Origin of the sequence: Proteus mirabilis HI4320, assembly GCF_000069965.1 — a bacterium.
GTDB classification, from domain to species: Bacteria; Pseudomonadota; Gammaproteobacteria; order Enterobacterales; family Enterobacteriaceae; genus Proteus; species Proteus mirabilis.
This window is the reverse complement of sequence record NC_010554.1, coordinates 3,140,935-3,158,079: the sequence shown is the minus strand read 5'-3', so window position 1 is coordinate 3,158,079 and position 17,145 is coordinate 3,140,935. Positions and strand designations below refer to the sequence as shown.

Below are 17,145 nucleotides of genomic sequence, written 5' to 3'. Positions count from 1 at the left end.
TCTACCCTTGCGGTATCGAAAGATTACAGTGCGTACCTGATAAGAGCACCAATCAACGGACTAGAGATTTTTCGATTGCACCATCGAAAGAAGCCCAACCTAACCAGAAGTACCCAACTTAGCTAGTTGCACGAGCTAAGGCACAATAACCGATCATGGAGAAAAGCAAAGACAAGAAGATGTTGTCGCTTCGCTCTGTTTTGATTAGTACCACATTGAGGCATTAGGTTTTTATGCTAAATGCTATAAGTCTTTCATGTGACGTTTTATTGCCTCTTTACTTTCAGTCAGTCATGCTTCTCATTGCTTTTGGGCTTCTTGCTCCTTTTTCCATTGTTCTATTTGCGCCGGACTAAACCGATTTTTCCTTTTATCATTTGGTTGAACCTTTTCCATTTGTGCATCTCAGTCTCGGGTTTTACTTTTTTCGCTTTCATCCGATATCTCATAAATCATTGGCTACTTTTAAAAACGTTAACCGTATTTTTAGGTTTAAAAAAGAAATGTTAAAAATGCCATTGAACAGCACAGAAACCGTTCTAAACTTTCAGTATGGTTTTGGGTGTTTGATAGGGTACTCGGGTCTTACATACCCATGCATATGTTGACATATGTCACACGAAGGCATATATTTGGCATATGCTAACGTAAGAGGTATCTGATATGAGAACGAGAACTGTAGCTGTATTTAAAAACGGAAGTAACCGAGCCATTCGCTTACCTAAAGATTTCGATTTTGATGGTGTCAATGAACTCGAGATAAGCCGAGATGGGGATTGTATTATTTTACGCCCTGTAAAACCTAACTGGATTTCATTACAAAACGAAGAAAAAGCCGACAGTGATTTCTTGCTTGAACGCGATGATGTTATTGAAGAAGGACGAGTTATTCTGTGAAAAAAGTCTATATGCTTGATACAAACATTTGTTCTTTTATCATGCGAGAGCAACCTATTTCTTTGCTCGAAAAACTTCAGAAATGTGTAATGAACCACGATACTATTGTCATATCAGCGATTACTTATTCAGAGATGCGCTTTGGAGCAATAGGAAAAAAAGCATCACCTAAACACAATCGTTTGGTTGATGCTTTCTGTGAACGCGTTGACGCGATTTTGGCATGGGATAAAGCGGCGGTAGACGCAACTACCGTGATAAAAAAATGCTTATCTGATGTGGGATTGCCCATAGGAAATAATGATAGCGCGATTGCTGGTCATGCTGTCGCGGTTAATGCAATATTGGTAACAAATAATACCCGTGAATTTTCACGAGTTGAAGGACTAAAAATAGAGGACTGGACTCATGTTTGATATTTTTGGGATGCGTTGCCGTTTTTATTTTTATAACACTAAAAAGCCAGTAATTTACTGGCTTTTTTAACATAATACGGTCTTATCTAAAACTAAAATGTAATAACAAAAGATGTGTGATAATGACAAAAAGATCAGATATTGATGGAGGCAGACTTATCTACACAAAATAAATTGGATGGATAGATAAAAGTCATGCAAAAGGTGAAGATGCATCCACTTTAATGGGTGTTCTAACTGCAGGAGACTATGTTAGTGACGTAGACCCAATGACATATTTAACAGTATTAAGTAAAGAAGAGGCTTATCGTCGCTGGGATTATTACGGCTCTATTAGTAAATATAAAAATAAGCTTTTCAAACCGTTAATTTTTCCTGATCCTGCTATTTATCCAAATAATGCAAGACCTTACTTCGTTTCATTACCATGCTATTTGGATCGCGTAAAACCGATAGAAGATATTAGAAATAATAGTATTTTAATTCATGTAAAAGATACAACAGGAATAAACATTGGAGCTGAAAGTGAATGGATTAAAATTGAATAAATTTTTTATTTTTCCAATATTATTGATTTTATCTTTAATGACGACCATCATTTTACTGATGTTTCCTGGTGACAGAGAATATACCAAGTTAAATTTCGTTTATTATTACCTATACACTTTTGATGAGGTCAAAAAAATAGATTTTATATCAGATGAATATATCATTATCTATAGACCCATAGATGGAAATTCAAATGAGTCCAATGATGTTATTTTTTTTAATATAAAACCTGAAAAGAACATAGCTCTTATTGATAATCTATCTAAAAATGGATTCACCTCTACATATGATGATTTCTATAAAGAAGAGCGATGGGTTAAAGATAATATACATATAAAAATATCTATTGATGAAAAATCAAGAACCACATCACTTTTTGTTGAGAAATCTTAAATGTTTTGACTAATACTATCACCTGACATTCCTGCACAAATGTGATCCCAAGATATACTTTCATATCTAATAGTAATATCTTCATATGGTTGTGCATTAGCATGAATAAGTGAGTTCGGATAATGCGCTGATATACCTATAATGCTAGCTTTTGTTATTTTTCATTCCTTGATTTCCATTTACAACTCAAGTGTTGTTTCTTGTCTTATATACAACTTGAAAGTTGTTTTTATTGCTGTATACAATTTATAAGTTGTTTTTTGTTTATATACAACTAAAATGTTGTATATAATGCTAATGTAATCACTGAAATGGTTTAGAGTTAATTATGAAGACTATTAATGAAATTGCTAATTTAATAGCGGAACAACGTAAAAAATTAGGTATTGAGCAAAAAGATATGTATCTACGTATCGGTATGAAACAGCAACAATACCAACGTATAGAATCAGGAAGTGATTTAAAACTATCAACCTTATTAAGAGTATTAGAAGGACTAGATTTAGAGTTATCAATTAAGGCTAAAAATTCTAATATAAACCCTATGATTGCAAGTACTGTGATAGCGAATAAAAGCGAAATTGATTTGAAAGATGATGGGGATGATCTCGACTTTTGGTTTAAAACAGAGGAATAAGGTATGAATAAACAAATCGAGAAAGTGGAAGGCCTTAATATTCAGCTACATGGCATTTTAAATGCTTGATGAGCATAAAGAGAAATTAGTATTACATTGGGCACAGTTGCATGATGATTTTAAAATCATAGGAAAATAAATGGGGAGAGAGTACCTTATCATCACATGGCAATTCCTTTATAGATAAGGATGCTTCTCGTCTTATTTTTCGTCTCTTCCCCTTCTGGTTTTATGTTTTTCAAAAAATTAGGTGTGAATATGGTATTTTTTATCGTTTAAGCCTATTCACTCAAGCAATTTATGATTAAAGTAAAACGAGTTTTCTATTATGGAGAGAATTTATGCTTTATATCTTTGATATGGGTAATGTGATTATCGATATTGATTTCAATCGTGTTTTTGCCGTGTGGAGTAAACTCAGTGGGGTTCCATTAGCCAGTATAAAAGATAATTTTACGACTGGGGAAACCTTTAAATTACACGAACGAGGCAATATTACGGATATAGAATTTGCAGAAGCTGTCTGTGCTGAGCTTGGTATTGGACTGAGTTTTGAACAGTTTGCGGAAGGATGGCAGGCTATTTTTATCGCTGTTCGCCCAGAAGTCATAGATATAATGAATAAGCTAAGAGAGCAAGGTCATCGTGTGGTGGTATTGTCAAATACTAATCGATTACATCAAGATTATTGGCCTCAGCACTATCCTGAAATCGCCGCTTCAGCGGATTTTCTCTATTTATCCCAAGATATCGGTATGAGAAAGCCAGATCCTGAAGTGTATAAATATGTGCTACAGTCCGAAGGCGTTGAAGCACAAGATGCTGTCTTCTTTGACGATTTACAAACTAATGTCGATGCAGCCATTGCGTTAGGTATTCAAGGTGTTCATGTCGTAGATAAAAATACGGTTGTTGAATACTTTAAAGATCATGATTTTACTCTCCCAGTAACAGAATAACGTTGTAATAGGATAACAATTAATTGAATTTGTTATCCTTTTTTTATAAACACATATTCGGTGTTAATCAGGAATACAGTATGATTGCGTTAATCCAAAGAGTGACACAAGCGAAAGTCGATATTGCCGGTGTGACTGTTGGTGCCATTAATCACGGCTTACTCGTGCTATTAGGAGTAGAAAAAGACGATAACCAACAGAAAGCAAAAAGATTGTGTGAAAAAGTGTGTGGTTATCGTATTTTCAGTGATGAAAATGACAAAATGAATCTGAATGTACAACAAGCAGGTGGTAGCCTATTAGTCGTATCGCAATTTACACTGGCTGCCGAAACCCAAAAAGGGATGAGACCGGGTTTTTCTAACGGAGCGCCTCCTGAAATGGCTGAAAATTTATATCACTATTTTGTTGAGCAGTGTAAGCAACAAGGTTTAGAAACCCAAACAGGGCAATTTGCCGCCGATATGCAGGTCACCCTGACTAATGATGGCCCAGTGACATTCTGGTTGCAGGTCTAGTTGAATTATAATAGGAGCTTACTATGTATCATTTACGAACCCCTAAGACGCAAGCAGAATTAGCAGCTTATTATACTTTTCGTTGGGAAATGCTTCGTAAACCGTTACATCAGCCCGAAGGCTCCGAAAAAGATGGTTATGATACCTTAGCGCATCACCAGATGGTGGTTGATGACAGTGGGCAACCCGTTGCTATTGGTCGTCTCTATATAAATGCCGATAATGAAGGTGCAATCCGCTTTATGGCGGTACGTGAGGATGCTCAAGGTAAAGGATTAGGCTCTTTAGTTGCCATGGCGTTAGAGTCTTTAGCTCGTCAAGAAGGGGTAAAGCGTATTGTTTGTAGCGCCAGAGAAGAGTCCGTTCGTTTCTTTGAAAAATTAGGTTATGAGAATTGTGGTTTAGTCACAGGTCCTCAAACTACCCCGATCAAACATTACTTTATGAAAAAAAGTATTGAATCATTAGATGATATTCTCCATCGTCCTGATTGGTGTGCGGAGTTACAAAAACAGTGGCATCAGCATATCCCCCTAAGTGAAAAAATGGGGTTACGTATTACGCAATATACGGGCACCCGTTTTTATACCACGATCCCTGAATCCGGTAATCAAAACCCACACCATACTATTTTTGCCGGTAGCCAGTTTTCTTTAGCAACACTGACCGGTTGGGGGCTGATTTGGTTGTTAATGCAAGAGCATAAACTGCAAGGCGATATTGTGCTGGTGGATGCGCATATTCGTTATCGTAAACCAGTCTCTGGTCGGCCGTCAGCCGTTGCTGATATGGAAAATTTAAGTGGTGATTTAGGACGATTAGCGAAAGGAAGCAAAGCACGTATTAAGTTAGATGTTGATATTTGTGGTGATGAAGGAACGGGGGCGGTTTTTAGCGGCACTTACATTGTGTTACCCTCACAAAATAAACAGTGCTAAATAATAAATCTCTATTTAATTGAAAATTAAGTTATTTATTGTTTTTATCTCTCTTTTTTTCTACCTTTTTCTTATCATGGAAATGGGGAGTGAGAAATCTCTGCTTTAGTGTCTACCTAATAGTGTTTCTATCGTCACTTAATTGAGGTATATTCCGCAGTTTACGGAGGGAAGCATGGACACCAATTTATCTACTCGTCTTAATAAATATATCAGTGAAAGCGGTATCTGTTCACGTCGTGAAGCCGACCGTTATATCGAGCAAGGTCTGGTTCTTATCAATGGTAAGCGCGCAGGCATTGGCGATCGCGTAACGGCTGGCGATGAAGTGAAAGTGAATGGACGATTAATTGAAGCGCAAGATAATTCTGAGCTGGTGTTGATCGCACTGAATAAACCTGTAGGTATCGTCAGTACCACAGATGAAGGTGAGAAAGATAATATTGTTGATTATGTTAACCATAGCACCCGTGTTTTCCCAATTGGTCGTTTAGATAAAGATTCTCAGGGACTGATTTTTTTGACTAACCATGGTGATCTGGTCAATAAAATCTTACGGGCGGGTAACTCCCATGAAAAAGAGTATTTGGTCACGGTTGATAAACCCATTACTGATGAATTTATTCGCGGTATGGGGGCGGGTGTTCCTATTCTGGGACAAAAAACCAAGAAATGTAAGGTGAAAAAAGAAGCCGCAATGGTATTTCGTATCACCTTAGTACAAGGTCTAAACCGTCAAATTCGTCGTATGTGTGAATATTTTGGTTATGAAGTCACCAAGCTTGAACGTATCCGTATTATGAATGTTAGTTTGGCGGGATTACCTGTCGGGGAATGGCGTGATTTAACGGATGATGAGCTGATAAAGCTATTTGATGCTATTGAAGCATCAAGCTCTGAAGCCCCTAAACAGAAGCAAAATAAACCTAAGAAACAGATAAGTAGTAATGCGAAAGCGTTAGGGATCCATATTCCGAAAACAAAAGCCAAAGAGACGGAAAATAATACGCGTAAACGCTTTGCACAACCGGGGCGTAAAAAGAAAAAACGTTAGTTTGTTTCTTTTGTCATTCTGAGTTAAATAAGCGCCTATAGCGGGAGAAATTAGCGCTTATCCCGCTTTATTCCTCACTGCAATCAATCACTCTAAATCCAGTTCATCGAGTTTCTTTTGGCGACGTTCAAGTACAATGGCGGCTAATTCTGCATCCATAATACGCCCCATTAGCGTGTCATAATCCTGTTTTGATAGGCAATAAAATAACGGAGTTTGGTTATTATCACACACTTCGACACTACTACTATTTTCAAGTGCGGTTAAGGGTGCTTGCTGAAATTCATCAAGAGTGATTGTTGGCAGGGAAAAATTGTCATCAGACATGAAAACTCCGCAATAAGAAAATAGAAAGAGTCTGCATTGTAACGCTTTTTGCAGCAGGCGCAATCTATGCGCCTGCTAAACCATCAAAAGGATAAATTATTTATTATTTCGCCGTCTTGCATCCTGTCATCGATAGGCGTTTGGTCATCTTTTTTACCTATTAATGTACCATTTAAGGTCGGTATAACAGCGTCAGCGGCTAAGTTGCCTTTAAGCTTTAAGGTAAATTGTCCTGTTCCATCGGTAGGTTGCGATAATTTCCAGCCCATATTATTAGGCAAAGAGAGGGGCACATTCAGCCCATTGACGATAAGAGAAAATAGTCTTTGGTTATTGTTTTGTTCTAATGCAGCAGAGCCACGCACGATGCCTTTATCTACGAAAGCAGAAAACTGTGGGATAATGGCAGTATCTTGTTGTGTCATTAATGTTAGGTCAGGGCGGCGAAGCTCTACGCCATTTAATGTGCCACTATCAGCACTTAACGTCGCGGCGCCTTGCCATAATCCCCATTGCCCATCTTTGGCGATGATTAAATTTTTCAGTTGGCCTGTTAGGCCGGTAAATTGAAAAGGAAAGAGGGGATTAATATCAATGAGGATAGATTGGTTTAATGATAGCTGCTTAATATTGATACTCTTCACATCTTGCTCAATAGGTTTAGCAAAGAAGGAGAGCCATTGCTCAGGTAGGGTATATAAAATACCTGAGAGTGTTGCATCTTCAATATTTAAAGTCTTTGTCTCGCTGTTCCATTGTCCTGCTAGTTTTATTAGCCCTTTTTCATAGCGTAAGCTTAAATTATCTATGTTAAATAAATTATCTTGCTGATTTAACTTAGCGATCACATCAGTGACATGTTGATTTTTATACACAATATCATCGGTGTTTAGCTCACCGGATGTCAGTGATAGGCTATTATTCCACGCAATTTGAGAAAACTGCCCAGCAAATCCACTTATTGCCCACTGTTTCCCTTCGGCAGTAAAATCAACAATGTTCAATTGCTTGATAGTCATTGCTGGAGATTGACTTAATGATTGTTGTAACTCTTCTAAGGTTTTTGTGGATTGCCAACGCAGTCCGGTTAAGTAAACATCATTAAGTTGCCATTGGTTATCTTGATATTGGCCTGATAAAGAGAGTGAGCCATTAAGGAACTGGGTGGCTAATTTTTCAATCAAAATACGATTTGGTTGATATTCGCCAGCAACAATAAAATTATTAAAGCTATTTTTTCCTATCATGCCATCAGCAATGGAAAACTGAAAATGCCCCGCACCAATAGGATCGGTCGAGGTAGGTTTCCAAGGTGTGATACCTCCCGTTATTTTGTTAGCGCTAAAGGTGAATGTTGTGCTAGATGTTGGCATGCTATCTAACTGCATATTTTTAAACTGGAGAATATCTGCACTAACAGGAAGGGGAGCTATTTTATTAGCTAAAATAATTTTACCATTCTCTAAAGTAATTTTTTGCAGATGAGACGCCGTAGTAAAAAATTGCCAGTTAAATCTAAGTTGTGCTGATTGGGCTAATACGGCGGTTTTATCTTGTTTGGGGTTAATGGACAGATCATAAACAACAATTTGTTCTGGTTGAGTTAAATCATGTTCAATACCGGAAAAGCGAATGTCATAATCACTATACTGTGTTAACCATTCACTAGTTTTTTGCGCACCCCATTGTGTCTGAAGAAAGGCATAAATCACAATAATAAATAAAATAACGATAAGTATCAGAGATACCAAACTTTTTATCAGCCAGCGCATAACCTTTCTCCTGTTTTATACTCCATCAAAACATCATACAGTTATGCCTGAAAACGAGTTGATGCTCAAGTATTCATCGGGTAAATCAAAGAGATTACTTCCGTTCATTAACGATACTTAATATTCTGAGTCTCATTTTTTCTGTATTGGATAATTTTTCTAAATTATTCAATACCTCTTTTAATGTTTCTATAACATATTTACCATGTTGTGCTTCTTCGGTGCTTAAATTATTTTTGATAAGCTTATTGCCGTAATTAATTAATTGTGAAATCAATTCGTTAGGCTCAAAATTTCCAGAGCGATAAACATTGTAAAGGTTAGGTGTAATATGGGCTTGATTCTGCAAGTAATCAAATGAGTACTGAAGAGCGCCTACTTTGTCTTTATGTTCCGATTTATTGAGAAATGGATTAGTTAAAAAAGTATGCAAATCTTTTCTAATATACATTAAGTTGAAATCTGCAACAGACATCTTTCCTAAATAGCTAAATTTATGATCACTATTAAACAATGAAAGAATAGAATCTTTGAGATAAGTAAAAAATTGCCCAATAGTTTCTATATGAAATTCTTTAGTAGATGGATGACTTTTTAAGTATTCGAGTGCAGAGTTTTTAGTTGGGGTCAACATTGTATTCTCCTTTGTTTTTAAGTAATTAGATAAATATCTACCGTAACTTAAAGGACAATGCTTTTATAAAAAGACCAACAAATAAAGCGCTATTTTTGATTATGAAAATAGCGCTTTATTATTTGGAAGTTTATTAATGATTATTTTTCGGGTGGAAAAATCAGGTTTAAAATAATAGCGGTTAGACCGCCTGCAGCAATACCGGATGACAGTAATGTTTTTAGCCAATCTGGTGCAAACTGTAATATTTGAGGTTGCTGTGATACCCCAAGTCCTACGGCCAAAGAGATGGCGAGGATCATAATAGCACGACGATTTAGCGCCTCTTTAGAGACGATACGCACCCCAGATGCAGCGATAGTACCAAACATAACAAGCGTTGCCCCTCCCAGTACAGGTTCAGGAATTCGTTGTACAAATTCTGCCACAGAGGGAAATAACCCTAAAATAATCAACATGGCTGCTACGACATAGCCCACATAGCGACTTGCCACACCTGTTAATTGAATAACGCCGTTATTTTGCCCAAAACAGGAGTTTGGAAAGGTATTAAAAAACGCAGAAACCATAGAGTTCAATCCATTTGCTAATACGCCCCCTTTAATGCGTTTCATATAAAGTGGCCCACTGACGGGTTGTTCTGAAACATCTGAGGTGGCAGTAATATCACCAATGGTTTCTAATGAGGTGATCATAAACACCAGCATTAGTGGGATAAGTAAATGCCAATCAAATGAGAGGCCATAATAGAAAGGTTCTGGTACGGTGATAATCGGTGTTTCTTGTTGTTCAGGCGGTGTAGGTAGCATATCTAGCCACCATGCCAAAATATAACCGACAGCCATAGCAATCACTAAAGAAGCGACACGTAAATAAGGGTTTCTTTGGCGGTTAAGTAAAATAATAACCACTAATACCGAACCCGCTAATAAAAGGTTTTTAGGTGAGCCAAAGGTGTTACTTTCAATAGCGGCGTAACCACCACCAATAGAAGTAAGCCCAACTTGAATTAAAGAAAGGCCGATAATCATCACCACAATTCCTGATACCAATGGTGTGATAATCCGGCGAGCTAAATGTAAAAAACGCGATAATAGCACTTCGGTAAGTGAAGCAACCATTAAAGTGCCAAATAGAGCCGCCATCATTGTTGGAATATCCGCGCCACCATTTTTTAATGCCAACCCCCCCATAATCAGAGGAGCCACAAAATTAAAACTGGTGCCTTGAATTGATAATAAACCTGAACCTACGGGACCCCAAGCTCGAATTTGGATCAGTGATGCAATACCTGAGGCGAATAATGACATGCTGATAATGCGTTGAGTGTCATGTGCAGGTAACCCTAATGCTTGGCAAATTAAGATAGCAGGGGTTATTACGGCGACAAACATGGCTAATAGATGCTGACAAGCCGCAAATAGTGTTTGTAGTAATGGGGGCTTTTCTTCTAAAGCGAATAAAAGTTCACTCGTTTTTTGGGGCGAAATCTGACTACTTTGTGACAAATTACGATTTTCTGAAGTAACCATGATGTGAATTTCTTATCTGGCAAAAAGCGTATTTTAATGATCTGCGCCACAAAAGCAATCGTTTGCGTAAAATTGATGTTATCAAAATGCATAAGAGGCGCTCACATTTTTATATGTTTTAACTTGTGTTTATCGTCGTTTTTTTTTCTAATCGGGGTATACCTGCTTTTGGCGTTGTTCATGGATGAACTTAGCGTCGTAGTTTTTTTATACAAAATTAACAAATAAGACGGGGTACATAAATGTATCATCTCGATGTTTATGGCACGCTAGTCGCGGCCACTTTGGTTCTTTTACTCGGACGTAAGTTAGTGAAATCTGTTCCTTTTTTAGAACGGTATACGATCCCAGAACCCGTTGCAGGTGGGTTACTTGTTGCAGCTCTTTTACTTGCATTAAAATCATTTATGGACTGGGAAATTAGCTTTGATCTCTCCTTAAAAGATCCACTGATGCTCGCTTTTTTTGCAACAATTGGTTTAAACGCGAACCTTGCCAGCTTAAAAGCGGGAGGAAAAGCGCTATTTATTTTTGTGTTTGTGGTCGTTGGATTACTTTTAGTTCAAAACACAGTAGGTATTGCATTAGCAGAAATGCTAGGCCTTGATCCTCTTATGGGATTATTAGCCGGTTCTATCACCTTATCAGGTGGTCATGGAACGGGTGCCGCTTGGGGGAAAACATTCGTTGAAAGCTACGGCTTTATGAGTGCCTCTGAAGTGGCTATGGCTTGTGCAACCTTTGGTTTAGTGTTAGGTGGATTAATTGGTGGCCCTGTTGCGCGTTATTTAATTCGTAACATTCCAACCCCTGGCGCAGGCAGTGATGATCATGAAATGCCTACAGCCTTTGAGAAACCCGCTACGGGGAGAATGATCACTTCAATGGTGTTATTGGAAACCATTGCGATGATCTCTATCTGTTTAATGGCAGGGACTTTCTTATCTCAGTTACTAGAAGGTACGGCTTTCTCATTACCTACCTTTGTGTGTGTACTGTTCATTGGCGTTATTTTAAGTAATAGTCTATCAATGCTCGGTTTTTATCGTGTATTTGATAGAGCCGTTTCTGTTTTAGGTAACGTTAGCTTATCGTTATTTTTAGCGATGGCGCTGATGAGCTTAAAATTATGGGAGCTGGCATCACTGGCAATACCTATGTTGGTTATTCTCGGTGTTCAAGCGGCAGTAATGGCATTGTATGCAATTTTTGTCACTTTTCGTGTTATGGGTAAAAATTATGATGCGGCAATTTTGGCAGCGGGTCACTGTGGTTTCGGTTTAGGCGCTACGCCAACGGCTATCGCTAATATGCAAGCTGTGACAGATCGTTTTGGTCCTTCTCATCTTGCATTCTTAGTTGTTCCGATGGTCGGTGCATTCTTTATTGATATAGTGAATGCGATAGTGATCAAATTGTATCTGATGCTACCATTCTTTACGCCTATAGCAGGGTGATGACAGTGTTCATCTAGTTCGAATGAGAACGGCACAGGTAAGTCTGTGCCGTTTTTTATTACAGTATTAAGCCCTCAAGTGTGCTCTAAGCCATTTAAACGGTGTCGTTTAAGCTTGGCTATATTGGGTCTTTGCAGGTAGCCAGCGTTCGATTAACGCTTGCGAATGCTTAGGATAATGTTGATGTAAATAACGAGCGATACGTTGTACTTCTGGAATAAGCGCCTGATCGCGTAATAAGTCTGCGACTTTAAATTGTGCATTGCCCGTCTGCTTAGTTCCTAATAGTTCACCTGGTCCTCTTATCTCGAGATCTTTTTGTGCAATAACAAAGCCATCATTACTGTCTCTGAGCACTTGTAAACGTAAACGAGCAGTTTGAGTTAACGGCGTTTTATATAATAAGACACAATGGGAAGCCACAGCACCTCGACCAACACGCCCTCGTAGCTGATGTAATTGTGCAAGACCTAATCGTTCAGGGTTATCAATGATCATTAAACTGGCATTAGGTACATCTACCCCGACTTCTATCACGGTCGTTGCGACCAAAAGCTGTAGTTTGTTTTCTTTAAAGTCGGCCATCACCGCCTGTTTTTCTGCCGGCTTCATTCGACCATGAACCAATCCAATCTTGATTTCCGGTAAGGCAATCGTCAGCTCATCATAAATAACTTGTGCTGCTTGTGCTTCAAGGACTTCGGAGTCTTCAATTAACGTACAAACCCAATAGGCTTGGCGATTTTCTTCGCTACAAGCCACCCTGATACGTTCAATGATGTCATTTCGCCGAGTGTCAGGGATAGCCACTGTCGTTACTGGGGTTCTACCAGGAGGTAGCTCATCGATAATGGAGGTATCCATATCCGCGTAAGCGGTCATCGCCAGTGTTCGAGGAATGGGGGTTGCGGTCATCACCAATTGGTGTGGATGAAAGCCTTGCTCTTCGCCTTTTTTCCATAATGCAAGGCGTTGATGTACTCCAAAGCGATGTTGCTCATCGATAATGACTAATGCGAGAGAGTGAAACTTAACTTGCTCTTGAAAAATGGCGTGAGTGCCAATAATGATGGAAACCTCGCCATTAGCTATTGCATTTTGTTGTGCTTCTCGCGCTTTACCTTTTTGTTTGCCAGCCAACCACCCCACTTGAATACCAAAAGGCTCAAACCATTTTCTAAAGGTGAGGGCATGTTGCTCCGCTAGTAACTCAGTGGGCGCCATTAAAGCCACTTGTTTACCATTGGCTATCGCTCTTAATGCACTTAGTGCAGCAACTAAGGTTTTACCTGAGCCAACATCTCCTTGAATTAGGCGCATCATAGGATAATTTTTTTCTAGATCTTGTTCTATTTCATTGACGACGCGCTGTTGTGCTGTGGTGGGTGTAAAGGGCAATGTTGCAAGAAATTGTTCACGTAATGTTGAGCCATGTGGCATTAATAAGGGTTCTGCACGATAAGATTGTGCTCCTGCCCGAGCATTAAGCATACCTAAGTTATGCGCCAATAATTCTTCAATAATCAGCCGTTTTTGTGCAGGATGTTGCCCCTTTTCAAGTTCAGCAAACGCAATATCAGGGGGAGGATTATGTAAGGTTCGTAACGCGGTAGCGAGTGGCGGTAAACCATAAATAAATTGATCAGGAAGCAGTTCATTAATGGCACAAGTATCAAGTAAGGTTAAGGCTTGTTCTATTAATTTACGCAACGATGTCTGGCGTAAGCCTTCTGTTGTTGAATAAATAGGGGTAAGCGTTTCTTGTAACTTAACTTCTGAGCCAGCCACTTTAATTTTGTATTCGGGGTGAATAATTTCAGGGCCTCGACTTCCTCGTTTTATTTCACCATAAGCGATAACTTGCTTACCCTGAGCAAGGTTATTTTTCATGGCTGCCGTGAAGTTAAAGAAGCGTAAGGTTAAAATACCTGAACCATCAGAAATTTGGCAGGTCATCATTTTTCGACGACCAAAATTTACTTCAGTTCTTAAGATTTCACCGGAAACAGTGGCTGGAATACCAGGAAGTAGATCGCTGATGGCATACAGATGGGTTTGATCTTCATAGCGTAAAGGAAGATGAAGCAATAAGTCTTCCACAGTGACTAACCCTATTTTGGCCAGTTTATCTGCCTGACTTGCACCTACGCCGTGAAGAGTGGTTAAGGGGATTGCATCAAGCAGTTTTCCTTTCATGGGAAAGTTACTCCGTCAGTTTAAATTTCCTAAGTTGTTTTTGTGTCATTTGCATTTCTGCCCACCATGAGTCCGGTGCTTCAATTTCACCACGATCATTAATATAAGGGCGAGGCAGTCCTTTACGACGAGAAACTTCAGCAAGTACTGGATAGCCACCTTCAAAGAGTAAAATTTGTTGCTCTTCTGCAGTTAATGCACTTTCGGTTCGATTATACATGCCCGCCGCCTGACGTTGGCGTTGTGCTTCATATAAAATTAATGCACTCGCCACAGAAACATTCAAAGATTGCACCATACCCATCATCGGTACAATGATATCTTGATCCGCCAGCGCAATAGCTTCTGGTGATATACCGGTTTTTTCTTGCCCCATAATAATACAGGTTGGTTGTGTGTAATCAATCTCACGAAAATCAACCGCTTTATCTGAGAGATGGGTCGCAAGAACTTGCATGCCCTGTGCACGAAAAGTGTTGATGGCGTCGGCAATGGTTGGATGAGTGTTAACATTTACCCAGCTATTACTGCCCGCTGCGGGAGAAACCAGCATACGCATTTTTTCTTCAGGCCAGATAGCATGGATTTTAGGGATCCCCACCGCGTCCGCAGTGCGTATTACAGCAGCAACATTATGAGATTTATGCACTTCTTCAAGGCAAACAGTGAGATCAGGTTGCCGCATCGCCATCATTTGGCAGATGCGGGCATAGCGTGTTGGATTCATAATTAGTTTTTATTACGGCTGACACGTAATACATCAGGCATGATACGAAGTTTACGCATAATATTGGCTAATTGGATGCGATCTTTGGCTGTCAGTCGAATAAATGCACAATAGACGCGTCCATCTTTCTCTTCGGTATTCATGCTCTGAATGCTTGAATTAGCGTCATTAATTGCTGCGGTTAAATTCGCTAATGCACCTTGATGGTTTATCATATCGACTTTGATTTCGGTAATAAAATCACCATCAATATCTTTATCCCACTCAACTGGCATGAATTTTTCTGGCTCTTTTTGATAACCGCGAATATTACGACAAGATTCGTGGTGAATAACTAAGCCTTTACCAGGGCTAATGTGCGCAACAATAGGATCACCAGGAATAGGGCGACAACATTTAGCAAATGAGATAAGTACACCATCAGCCCCTTTAATAGGTAATTTAGGTGTTTCGTCATTGGTTATGCTTAGATGTGTGTGTTCTTCTTGTTGTTGGTTGTCAATCAATAAGTTACGCGCCACAACAACACTCATCGCATTACCTAAACCTATCTCAGCCATAATATCGTCCATTGAGTGAAGCTTCATGCGCTTCAACTCTCGTTCAATATTTTCTAGCGGAATATCTGCCACTTTATGATGGCCTAAAGCGTGATTAAGTAGACGACGACCTAAATTAATAGAGTCTTCACGTTTTAGATTTTTGAGCAACTGTCTTATCTTTGAACGGGCTCTTGAACTGACGACAAAGTTTAACCAAGCCGCATTTGGTCTTGCACCCGGCGCAGTAATGATTTCAACGGTCTGTCCGGTACGTAAAGACTGTGAGAGTGGATAAGGTTGTCTATCAACCCTTGCACCGACACAAGCATGACCAATATCAGTATGAACTGCGTAAGCAAAATCAACCGGAGTCGCACCCGTTGGTAATTCAACAATGCGACCTTCTGGGGTGAAAACGTAAATTTCATCAGGAAAAAGGTCTGATTTCACGTTTTCGATAAATTCAAAAGAGCTACCTGCACTTTGTTGCAATTCAAGTAAACTTTGCATCCAACGTTGTGCTCTGACTTGGGCTGTTGTCCCCGGCTGCTCACCTTGCTCTTTATAAGCCCAATGGGCCGCAACGCCCATTTCAGCCATTTGATCCATATCTTCGGTACGAATTTGTACTTCAACAGGGACACCATGAGGACCAATGAGCGAAGTGTGAAGGGATTGATAACCATTAGCTTTGGGGATAGCAATATAGTCTTTAACGCGGCCAGGGCGAGGTTTATAAAGGCTATGCATTTGGCCTAACACGCGATAGCAGGTATCGACATCTTTAACGATGACGCGAAAGGCATAAATATCCATAATTGAGTGAAAACGTTGCTCTTTTAGCAACATTTTACGATAAATGGAATAAAGGTGTTTTTCGCGACCGTTAACTTTGCATTGAATACTCGCTTCTGTAAGGCGCCCTTCAATTTCAGAGAGGATTTTATTAATCATCTCTTTACGGTTACCACGAGCTGCCTTAACAACTTCTTTAATCACGCGGTAGCGATTAGGATGTAGTGCCTCAAAGCCTAATTCTTCTAGCTCAGTTTTAATATGGTGTATACCTAAACGGTGAGCAAGAGGACTATAAATTTCCAGCGTTTCACGTGCAATACGGCGACGTTTATCTGGGCGTAGTGAACCCAGCGTGCGCATATTGTGAGTTCGGTCTGCCAATTTGATCAAAATAACGCGAATGTCTTTTACCATCGCCATGATCATTTTGCGAAAGTTTTCAGCCTGGGCCTCTTTTTTATCTCGAAACTTTAATTTATCCAGTTTTGAGACGCCTTCAACCAGATCTGCCACCGTACTGCCAAACAGAGTTTCGATATCTTTAAATGTCGCAGGTGTATCTTCAATGACATCATGCAACAATGCCGCCATTAGCGTTTGATGATCTAATCGCATATCGGCAAGAATACAGGCAACCGCCACAGGGTGAGTAATATAAGGCTCACCACTTGAACGAGTCTGCCCCTCGTGGGCATCTCTGGCGACGATAAAGGCTTTTTTGAGTTGTTCAACTTGCTCAGGTGGCAAGTATTTTTGAACGATTTGATTCAGGCTTTCAAACAGGTACAAGGCAGACCTA

Annotated in this window: 17 protein-coding genes; 10 read left to right on the top strand and 7 right to left on the bottom strand. The window is 39.4% G+C overall.

What is annotated here, in order from left to right; translation table 11 throughout:
• Positions 1 to 663 precede the first annotated feature (663 nt).
• The 9 genes from vapB to rluF all read left to right on the top strand — a co-directional run bounded on the left by vapB (position 664) and on the right by rluF (position 6,361).
• A complete protein-coding gene (gene vapB, locus PMI_RS14235) occupies positions 664 to 897 on the top strand; it encodes a type II toxin-antitoxin system VapB family antitoxin (protein WP_012368535.1) in 234 nt (77 codons plus the stop codon).
• Entirely contained in the window at positions 894 to 1,313 is a 420-nt protein-coding gene (locus PMI_RS14230; protein WP_012368534.1) for a type II toxin-antitoxin system VapC family toxin, read from the top strand. The genes vapB and PMI_RS14230 overlap by 4 nt, the downstream gene beginning before the upstream one ends.
• A gap of 224 nt (positions 1,314 to 1,537) precedes the next feature.
• Positions 1,538 to 1,861: a hypothetical protein gene (locus tag PMI_RS14225; protein WP_012368533.1), complete on the top strand. Its 324-nt coding sequence runs from the start codon at positions 1,538 to 1,540 to the stop codon at positions 1,859 to 1,861.
• Complete coding sequence (locus PMI_RS14220) at positions 1,839 to 2,255, top strand: hypothetical protein (RefSeq protein ID WP_004246806.1); 417 nt, start codon at positions 1,839 to 1,841, stop codon at positions 2,253 to 2,255. The genes PMI_RS14225 and PMI_RS14220 overlap by 23 nt, the downstream gene beginning before the upstream one ends.
• A 328-nt stretch (positions 2,256 to 2,583) precedes the next feature.
• The gene (locus PMI_RS14215) at positions 2,584 to 2,892 is read left to right on the top strand and encodes a helix-turn-helix domain-containing protein (protein ID WP_004246808.1); all 309 of its coding nucleotides are present in this window, start codon (positions 2,584 to 2,586) and stop codon (positions 2,890 to 2,892) included.
• A 341-nt stretch (positions 2,893 to 3,233) separates the two neighbouring features.
• Positions 3,234 to 3,851: a glucose-1-phosphatase gene (gene yihX, locus PMI_RS14210; RefSeq protein ID WP_004246809.1), complete on the top strand. Its 618-nt coding sequence runs from the start codon at positions 3,234 to 3,236 to the stop codon at positions 3,849 to 3,851.
• A gap of 80 nt (positions 3,852 to 3,931) precedes the next feature.
• Complete coding sequence (gene dtd / locus PMI_RS14205) at positions 3,932 to 4,369, top strand: D-aminoacyl-tRNA deacylase (RefSeq protein ID WP_004246810.1); 438 nt, start codon at positions 3,932 to 3,934, stop codon at positions 4,367 to 4,369.
• Positions 4,370 to 4,392: 23 nt separating this feature from the next.
• Positions 4,393 to 5,307 carry a fatty acid biosynthesis protein FabY gene (gene fabY / locus PMI_RS14200; RefSeq protein ID WP_004246811.1) on the top strand — a complete coding sequence of 305 codons (915 nt, stop codon included), beginning with the start codon at positions 4,393 to 4,395 and terminating at the stop codon, positions 5,305 to 5,307.
• Positions 5,308 to 5,482: 175 nt separating this feature from the next.
• A complete protein-coding gene (gene rluF, locus PMI_RS14195; RefSeq protein WP_004246812.1) occupies positions 5,483 to 6,361 on the top strand; it encodes a 23S rRNA pseudouridine(2604) synthase RluF in 879 nt (292 codons plus the stop codon).
• A gap of 87 nt (positions 6,362 to 6,448) precedes the next feature.
• Here the strand turns inward: rluF and PMI_RS14190 are convergent, their stop codons facing one another.
• The 4 genes from PMI_RS14190 to PMI_RS14175 all read right to left on the bottom strand — a co-directional run bounded on the left by PMI_RS14190 (position 6,449) and on the right by PMI_RS14175 (position 10,626).
• Positions 6,449 to 6,688: a hypothetical protein gene (locus tag PMI_RS14190; protein WP_004246813.1), complete on the bottom strand. Its 240-nt coding sequence runs from the start codon at positions 6,686 to 6,688 to the stop codon at positions 6,449 to 6,451.
• An 83-nt stretch (positions 6,689 to 6,771) separates the two neighbouring features.
• On the bottom strand, positions 6,772 to 8,460 hold the full coding sequence (locus PMI_RS14185) for an AsmA family protein (protein WP_012368531.1): 1,689 nt from the start codon (positions 8,458 to 8,460) through the stop codon (positions 6,772 to 6,774).
• A gap of 94 nt (positions 8,461 to 8,554) precedes the next feature.
• Positions 8,555 to 9,094, bottom strand: a complete 540-nt coding sequence (locus PMI_RS14180) for a hypothetical protein (RefSeq protein WP_012368530.1) — start codon at positions 9,092 to 9,094, stop codon at positions 8,555 to 8,557.
• A gap of 140 nt (positions 9,095 to 9,234) precedes the next feature.
• The gene (locus PMI_RS14175) at positions 9,235 to 10,626 is read right to left on the bottom strand and encodes a uracil-xanthine permease family protein (RefSeq protein ID WP_012368529.1); all 1,392 of its coding nucleotides are present in this window, start codon (positions 10,624 to 10,626) and stop codon (positions 9,235 to 9,237) included.
• 242 nt (positions 10,627 to 10,868) lie between these two features.
• Between PMI_RS14175 and gltS the strand changes: the two genes are divergently transcribed.
• Positions 10,869 to 12,083 (top strand): sodium/glutamate symporter, encoded by a 1,215-nt coding sequence (gene gltS, locus PMI_RS14170; protein ID WP_004246816.1) that lies wholly within the window; start codon positions 10,869 to 10,871, stop codon positions 12,081 to 12,083.
• 108 nt (positions 12,084 to 12,191) lie between these two features.
• Here the strand turns inward: gltS and recG are convergent, their stop codons facing one another.
• Genes recG through spoT form a run of 3 tightly spaced genes read right to left on the bottom strand, consistent with a single transcriptional unit; the run spans position 12,192 to position 17,135 of the window.
• Complete coding sequence (gene recG, locus PMI_RS14165; RefSeq protein ID WP_012368528.1) at positions 12,192 to 14,279, bottom strand: ATP-dependent DNA helicase RecG; 2,088 nt, start codon at positions 14,277 to 14,279, stop codon at positions 12,192 to 12,194.
• 7 nt (positions 14,280 to 14,286) lie between these two features.
• Positions 14,287 to 15,006: a tRNA (guanosine(18)-2'-O)-methyltransferase TrmH gene (gene trmH, locus PMI_RS14160; RefSeq protein ID WP_004246818.1), complete on the bottom strand. Its 720-nt coding sequence runs from the start codon at positions 15,004 to 15,006 to the stop codon at positions 14,287 to 14,289.
• Between the two features lie 2 nt (positions 15,007 to 15,008).
• Positions 15,009 to 17,135 carry a bifunctional GTP diphosphokinase/guanosine-3',5'-bis pyrophosphate 3'-pyrophosphohydrolase gene (spoT, locus tag PMI_RS14155; RefSeq protein ID WP_004246819.1) on the bottom strand — a complete coding sequence of 709 codons (2,127 nt, stop codon included), beginning with the start codon at positions 17,133 to 17,135 and terminating at the stop codon, positions 15,009 to 15,011.
• Positions 17,136 to 17,145 lie beyond the last annotated feature (10 nt).